Genomic DNA, 7,407 nt, shown 5'->3' with positions numbered 1-7,407 from the left:
CGGGAAATCAGGCAGGTCGCGAAGGCCGTCGCCCAGAAGATGCCCAGGAACCACAGCCCCAGCTTCGCCGCGCCGCCCACCTCGATCACCGCGCTGCGCGCCCGGGAGGATTGCGCCAGCTGCAGCGTCACGAAGAACATCATCACCGCCAGCAGCATCCGCGGCGGCGTCAGCCAGGGCAGGCCGGGAATGTCCACCGCCACATAGGACGGCCATGTCGCTTCCAGCACGACATACCACATCAGCAGGGTGGTGATCTTCGCGCGATAGTCGGGCTCGGTGTCGTCCATCATCCACAGCGCCACCACGAACAGGATGCCGACAAGGATGAAGAAAGGCTGCGCGACAAGCGTGCCGAACACCGCAAGCCAGAAGCCCATGAACATCGCGGTCATGATCAGCAGGAACACGGCCAGCGTCTTCAACAGGCTGTGCCGCAGATCATGCACGCGCCGCGTATAGGGGCGAAGGATCCGGTCGCGGGCGCTGATCATGGCATGCCTATAGCGAAGCCCACGCCCGGCCTCCAGAAGGAAACCGGTAAACAAATGCTGCCCGAACAGGCGAAGGGGCGCGCAGCCCGTCCGGTGCCGCGCGCCCCCGCATCGCTTGCCCTGCCTCAGGCGCCCTTGGCGTGCGCGGCCAGCGCGTCCAGCAGCGCGCCCGTCGTCCCCAGTTTGCGCATCCCGTGCGGGAAGGCCTCCAGGATACCGCCCTTCTTCGTCCGCGTCAGCGACGGATCCTTCGTCACGAACTCGGAAAGCGCCGGCGTGTCGGATGTCATGCGCCCGTTCACGAACACATCCGCCCAGGGAAGGCCGCCATAGAAGGCGTCCACGATATCCCAGTTGTCATACTTCACTTCCCCGTCGGCCAGCAGCGGGGTCGTCATGCCGACATTGTTGAAGGCTTCGACATTGGTGGAGGTGGAGGCGCGCATGCGCGGGCTGTAGCCGCCGCTGCACTTGCCGTCCGCCGACCGGTCGCTGTTGTTTCGATCGCCGTTGGGCGAGGCCACGACCACATTGTTGGCCAGCTTCAGCCCGTTGGTGCGGCTCACCGAAATCCCGTGCGGAGACGAGCCGTAATAGACATTGCCCCGGATCTCCAGGTTCGAATGCCAATAGGCCGCGCGCTCGGCGCCCAGGAAGAAGCCCTGCACCGCCCGGCAGCCGCCGTGGATCATCACATTCTCGATCAGCTTCGAGTTGGAAACGCCAGCCGTCTCGTTCACGTTCCAGAACTGCACCGTATCGGGATGCTCGCCCTTGGCATAGTTCGGGTGGAACTCGGTGAAATAGTTGCGATGCAGCAGGAAGCGATCGGTCGCCGCCACGTTCATGCCCTCGCGCAGCCAGTTCATCGTGTTGTAGCGCACGATCACATTGGCCGACCGCTGCACATATATCGCCAGCCGGAGGTCCTCGAAGGTCACATCCGAAACCGTCACATCCGCCGCGCTGCGGATATGGATGCCGGTGTTGCCATTGTCCCACGGATTGCGGTCGTTGTTGGCGCTGGTCAGCATGGTATCGGTCAGCAGCACGTCCTTCGCGCCATAGAAGGAGATCAGCACCGATTCCCCGCTGGCCACCTTCACGCCGCTGATGGCGATGTTCTGCGATCCGCCGAAGTCCATCTTGGTGAACACCGGCTTCTCGGCCGTGGCGGCAACCAGGAACACCCGGCCCTTGGTGTGCAGCCGCTTCTTCCACAGCAGCGATCCGTAATTGCCCGGGTGGATGCGGATGATCGCGCCCGACAGGTTCAGGGCCTCGTTCAGCGCCGTCCACAGCTGCGCGCGGTCATAGACGTCGAAGGTCTTCTCCACCGCGGGCAGCTGGCCGGTCGGCTGGCTCGGCCCGGCCGGCGCCGCCTGGTCGTCCACCGCCGGCGGCACCACCACGGGGGCGCTCGGCCCCGCAAGCTGCGCGCCGGACAGATCCGGCACAGTCACGCCGGCGGTCGCCGTCGGCTGGGACGCGCCCGTCACCGCGCCGACTGCGGCGTCCACCACCGCCACCACCGTATCGACAACGGCGTCAACCGCGCCGGCCACGGCATCGGTCACCGTCTCGACGGTGTCGCGCACCACTTCGGTCACCGTTTCCACCACGGTCGCGTCGCCCGTCGTGGTGTCCGTCACGGTTCCCGGCAGGTTCGAAGTGGCGGGCGTCAGCGACGACAGCAGGGTCCTCAGCGAGTCCGTGTTCAGGCTGCTGAACCATTCGCCGCGCAGGAAGGTGGAGGAATTGAAGGTGGTTGCAGGCGCCGCCACCGTCGATGTCGTCGCAACAGGCGCCGCGATCAGCACATTGCTGACCGACGTCGCAGACGACAGCTGAGCCGTCCGCACGACCCCGCCCGTGGATCCGCCCAACACAACGCCGGCATCCCGGGCGTCGTCCTCGACCAGCTGAACTGTGGATTGCGCCATCGCCTGATACGGGACGGCAGCCAGCACCATCGCGCTGCACAGCGCGAGACCCTTGTTAAACAACATTGAGCAACCCTTTGTTTTATAGTTTTTTACGTCTGGGCAGACAAATCCCCCGATGCGCCCGACACCACAAGGAAATTCGTTCGTTTTGTCGTTGAGCCGTGCATTTCAGGCGACGAACCGTTTATCGCGCCTCAGGCACGATATGACGATTTAACGACAAGTAACTCAAATATAACCGAAATCAGCTTCGTAAATACCGGGAAACCATCTCTGCGACTCGTCGCCGCCCCGAAATCCCGGCCCGGCGCCCTGTCCGTCCCCCGCGCCATCCACCGCGCGGGGGCACGAATCACCCCGGCTCGTCTCCATGCGCCGGCACCGCCAGCGCGCCCCACGCGCCAGACAGGTCCTCCAGCGTCGCGTCCACGGCCTCCACTTCCAGCCGCAACGCTGTCCCGCCCCCGAACGACAGGATCAGCACATCCCCGCCTTCCGCCGTCACCGACAGCAGCGGCAGCACCGCATGGCGCTCGTCGGGCCATTCCCGCCGCGCCACCTTCAGCACGCCGTCGAACCGCAGCGCGCTGCGCACCCGCGTCGGCTGCTTCGCCTCCCAGCGATAGCGGTTGCCCATCAGCACCAGCCGCCGCTGCACCGGGGACCAGCTGACGTCCAACGCCTTCACCGCCATGTCCTGCACGCAGGCCGACAGGATCTTCAGATCGTCCGCGTCCTCGGCCCGCAGCAGCAGAAGCTCGGTCATGCGGCTCAGTCCCCGTCCACCCGCTCGATGTCGGCGCCCACGGCCTGCAGCTTTTCCTCCAGCCGCTCATAACCCCGGTCCAGGTGATAGACGCGGCGCACGATCGTCTCGCCCTCGGCCGCCAGCCCGGCGATCACCAGGCTCATGGAGGCGCGCAGGTCCGTCGCCATCACCGGCGCGCCGTACAGCTTCGAAACGCCGCGCACCATCGCGGACCGCCCCTTCACCATGATGTCCGCCCCCATCCGCGCCAGTTCCGGCACATGCATGTAGCGGTTCTCGAAGATCGTCTCGGTCAGCATGGAGGCGCCGTCGGCCACCGTCACCAGCGCCATCAGCTGCGCCTGCATGTCCGTCGCAAAGCCCGGCCAGGGCGCGGTCGTCGCCGTCACCGCGTGCAGCCCGTTCGCCCGGCTCACCTTCAGCCCGCCCTTCACATCCTCGAAGGAAACGCCGGCCTCCTCCAGCACCGGCAGGGTCGAACCCAGCAGCTCGCGGCTCGCCCCCGTCAGGATCACCTCGCCGCCGGTGATTGCCGCCGCGCAAGCATAGCTGCCCGCCTCGATCCGGTCCGGCATCACGGCATAGGTCGCGCCGTGCAGCCGGTCCACGCCCTCGATCACCAGCTTCTCGGTGCCGATCCCGGAAATCCGCGCGCCCATGGCGTTCAGGCAGTTGGCCAGGTCCACGATCTCGGGCTCGCGCGCTGCATTCTCCATCACCGTCTGGCCCTTCGCCAGCACGGCGGCCATCAGCACATTCTCGGTCGCGCCCACGCTCACCACGGGGAAGATGATGTGCCCGCCGTGCAGACCGCCCTTCGGCGCCTTCGCCCGCACATAGCCCGCCGTCAGCTCGATCTCGGCCCCCAGCGCCTCCAGCCCCTTCAGGTGCAGGTCGATCGGCCGGTTGCCGATGGCGCAGCCGCCGGGCTGGCTCACCGTCGCGATTCCCTCGCGCGCCAGCAGCGGCCCCAGCACCAGGATGGAGGCGCGCATCTTGCGCACGATGTCATAGGGCGCGGTGGTCGACGTCATCCGGCTTGCAGAGATCGTCATCACCCGGCCGAAATCCTCCGGCCGCGACCCTTGAGTCTGCGTGGAAGCGCCCAGCACATTCAGCAGATGGCCGAAGGTGTCCACGTCCGCCAGCCGCGGCAGGTTGCGCAGGGTCAGCGGCTCGTCCGTCAGCAGGGCGGCCGGCAGCAGCGTCAGCGCCGCATTCTTCGCGCCCGAAACGGGAATCCGCCCCTTCAGCGGGCGTCCGCCCGAAATCCGTATCTGGTCCATAGATCAGGGTGATTAGCGCCTGCCGCCCCGCTAGGCGAGTGGCAATAGGACCAACGCATGGGGAGACGAAGGTTGATGGAACTGTGGCATTGCGCCGACGCCCGTTCGTTCCGGCCGCTCTGGATGCTGGAGGAGATGGGCCTGCCCTATACTCTCCACCTGCTCCCCTTCCCCCCGCGCTGGCAGCAGCCCGACTATCTCGCCACCAATCCGCTCGGCACCATCCCCTATTTCACCGATGGCGCGGCCGAACTCACCGAAAGCACGGGCATCCTCCACTATCTTGCAACGAAGCACGGCCCCACCCCGCTCGCCGTCCAGCCTGACGAGCCCGATTTCGCCGCCTACACCAACTATCTCTTCCAGTCCGACGCCACCTTCACCTTCCCGCAGACGCTGGTGCTCCGCTACCGCCTGCTGGAGCCGCCGGAAAAGCGCCTGCCGCAGGTGGCCGACGCCTATGCCAGATGGTTCCTCGCGCGCATGGCCTGGGTCGAAACCCATCTTGCAGGCGCCGAAGGGCAGGGCAACCGCGAATGGCTCGTCGCCGGCCGCTTCACCGCCGCCGACATCGCCGTCGGCTACGCCTGCCTGCTGGCCGGCACGCTCCGCCTCCTGCCCGAACTCGGCCCCCTCACCCGCGCCTGGTGGGATCGCTGCCAGCAGCGGGATGGTTACCGCCGCGCCCGCGAAGCCCAGTCCCGCTAGCGGAACATCCTGAACAGCGGGCAGCCTCCGCCCGCTTCGTTAACGCCCGCGTCCGTCCGTTAACCGGGGACGGCCCATTTCGCGGGCCGGTCCCTTTCAGGCGTCAACCTTGTCGCGCCTTCACCCTTTAACCGCCTGAACCGCCCCGCCCCGGGGCCGTCCCCTCCCCTTGGCCGGGCCGAAGGTCGCTTTCAGCCCACCGCCGGAAACGGCCCGGCGCAAAATTCCGGCGCACAGCAAGGGAGACAGCCTCATGCCCACCGCCCCCGGCTTCCGGCACGCCCTGTTCGGCGGCGCCCTCCTCGCATCGCTCATCGGCGCCTTCGCCACCCCTGCGTCCGCCAAAACCTTCGCCGTCGCCACCCGGGGGGACTTGTGGGCCGCCCTCTCCGCCGCCACCGCCGGAGACGTGATCCTCCTCGCGCCGGGCGACTATGGCGATTTCAGCTTCACCAAGTTCCGCTTTCCCGGCGGCCATGTCTTCCTCCGCTCGGCAGACCCGGCCAACCGCGCCCGCTTCGGGCAGATGAGCCTGGGCGGCGCGCAGGGCCTCTCCATCAGCGGCGTCGATGCGCAGAGCGCGAAGAACCCCGTCGTCTCCATCGCCGGCGCCAACATCCGTTTCACCGGCAACCGCATCCGCGGCGGCACCCCGAACAGGGACGGTTTCGACGACGCCCAGGGCGGCCTCCATGTCCGCATGGCAACCAATGTGCTCGTCGGCTCCAACGAATTCCAGGATCTGCGCAGCGCCATCTTCCTGCAGCGCGCCAGCCGGGTCGCCGTCCTCCACAACAGCATCGGCTTCGTGCGCGAAGGCATCAATGTCGCAGCCGTCGCGGACTCCGAAATCGCCAACAACCACTTCCACGATTTCAACCCCAACTACGGCAAGGGCGAGCATCCGGATGCCATCCAGTTCTGGACCAACCAGGAGGAATCCGGCGTCACCGGCATGCGCATCCGCAACAACTTCTTCCAGCTCGGGCTGAACGGCGCTGTGCACGGCATGTTCATCGGCGGCGAACGCACCGGCATCTACCACCGCAACCTCGAAATCAGCGGCAACGTCTATTACGGCTCCGCCCTCCACGGCATCAGCCTCTACCGCGTCATCGGCGCGCGCATCCTCAACAATGTCATCGTCGCCTCCCCCTGGGCCGACAACAACAACAGCAAGTTGCGCACGCCCGACGGTCGCACCGGCGGCGCGCTCCAGCCGCAGATCCGCGTCTCCAGCGCGTCACAGGTCGAAGTCGCGCGCAACATCACCATGAAGGGCATCCCCGTCAGCGCGGATTCCACCGCGGCCGACAATGTCGATCTCTACGACAGCGAACGGAAGGCCGGCGAAAGCTGGGCCTCCATCCTCGGCGCCCGCCCCGTCTCGGCCGCCCCCGCGCTGGGCGAATTCCTCACGCTTGCCCCCTCGGCCGCCCGCACGCGCGGCATCGGCCTGCTCGCGCCCTTCGCCCATGGGGTTCTCACCCTCGATCCGGTGCGGGCGGAAAACTGGGCGGCGTCGCTGGGCGGCAACAGCGCCGCGCCCGCGCTGAAACCGATCGCGGCAAACCTGCCCACGCCCGTCGGCGCAAGCCCGGATTGACCCCCCCGGCCGAAAGGCCGGGGGCAACCCCGTCAGCGCCGCTCGTGCCCCAGCAGATCGGCCTGTTCCAACGCCCGGTACAGATGCGGGAACAGCGCCCCGCCGCGCGAAACCTCCCACTTCAGCGCCGAATCGTCCGCCACGCCCACCTCGGCAACCACCAGCCCGGTTTCGCCGGCGAAATGGCGGCCCAGCGTGCCGTCCAGCTGCTCGCCGGTCGAAAGATGGATGAAGCCGTCGCGCAGGTCGTCGGCCGATCCCGCGAACCGGCCGGCCGCCTCGAAGTCCGCCCATTCACGGGCGCGGAAAATCTTGAACAACGCCATTCCCGCCCCTTGGCTCCCTCCGGGGCCCCGCGCAAGCTTCCGAAACCCGCCATCTCCCGCTAGGGGCCTCCTATGGCCTCTCCGCGCTGGACGATCGTGATCCCCTTCTTCAACGAGGAACAGTGGCTTCCCGCCACCCTCGAAAGCCTGTCCGCGCAGACGCTCCGGCCGTTCCGCGTGGTGCTGGTGGACAATGGCTCCACCGATTCCACCCCGGCGCTTGCCCGCCGCTGGGCAGAGGCGCAGCAGGGCCTCGAAACCCGCCTCCTCAC

Annotated in this window: 8 protein-coding genes; 3 read left to right on the top strand and 5 right to left on the bottom strand. The window is 67.3% G+C overall.

The features are described 5' to 3' along the window. The 4 genes from ACE3O8_RS12010 to murA form a co-directional block, all read right to left on the bottom strand. A partial coding sequence (locus tag ACE3O8_RS12010; RefSeq protein WP_374390052.1) for a hypothetical protein occupies positions 1-494 on the bottom strand: 494 nt, incomplete at its 3' end. A 125-nt stretch (positions 495-619) separates the two neighbouring features. Beyond that, the gene (locus ACE3O8_RS12005; RefSeq protein WP_374390050.1) at positions 620-2,503 is read right to left on the bottom strand and encodes a right-handed parallel beta-helix repeat-containing protein; all 1,884 of its coding nucleotides are present in this window, start codon (positions 2,501-2,503) and stop codon (positions 620-622) included. Between the two features lie 289 nt (positions 2,504-2,792). Next, positions 2,793-3,206 (bottom strand): DUF2948 family protein, encoded by a 414-nt coding sequence (locus ACE3O8_RS12000; protein ID WP_374390048.1) that lies wholly within the window; start codon positions 3,204-3,206, stop codon positions 2,793-2,795. 5 nt (positions 3,207-3,211) lie between these two features. Next, positions 3,212-4,495 (bottom strand): UDP-N-acetylglucosamine 1-carboxyvinyltransferase, encoded by a 1,284-nt coding sequence (murA, locus tag ACE3O8_RS11995; RefSeq protein ID WP_374390046.1) that lies wholly within the window; start codon positions 4,493-4,495, stop codon positions 3,212-3,214. Between the two features lie 75 nt (positions 4,496-4,570). Here murA and ACE3O8_RS11990 point away from each other — a divergent pair, with 75 nt between their 5' ends. Beyond that, positions 4,571-5,203, top strand: a complete 633-nt coding sequence (locus ACE3O8_RS11990; protein WP_374390045.1) for a glutathione S-transferase family protein — start codon at positions 4,571-4,573, stop codon at positions 5,201-5,203. 253 nt (positions 5,204-5,456) lie between these two features. Further along, complete coding sequence (locus ACE3O8_RS11985) at positions 5,457-6,809, top strand: nitrous oxide reductase family maturation protein NosD (protein ID WP_374390043.1); 1,353 nt, start codon at positions 5,457-5,459, stop codon at positions 6,807-6,809. Between the two features lie 32 nt (positions 6,810-6,841). Here the strand turns inward: ACE3O8_RS11985 and ACE3O8_RS11980 are convergent, their stop codons facing one another. Beyond that, complete coding sequence (locus ACE3O8_RS11980; RefSeq protein ID WP_374390041.1) at positions 6,842-7,135, bottom strand: DUF952 domain-containing protein; 294 nt, start codon at positions 7,133-7,135, stop codon at positions 6,842-6,844. Positions 7,136-7,207: 72 nt separating this feature from the next. Between ACE3O8_RS11980 and ACE3O8_RS11975 the strand changes: the two genes are divergently transcribed. Next, a partial coding sequence (locus ACE3O8_RS11975) for a glycosyltransferase family 2 protein (RefSeq protein WP_374390039.1) occupies positions 7,208-7,407 on the top strand: 200 nt, incomplete at its 3' end.

It is taken from the genome of Sandaracinobacter sp. (genome assembly GCF_041909755.1).
In the GTDB taxonomy this organism is placed as follows: domain Bacteria; phylum Pseudomonadota; class Alphaproteobacteria; order Sphingomonadales; family Sphingomonadaceae; genus Sandaracinobacteroides.
Note: the sequence above shows the minus strand (reverse complement) of the source record. Positions and strands in the feature narration are given on the sequence as shown.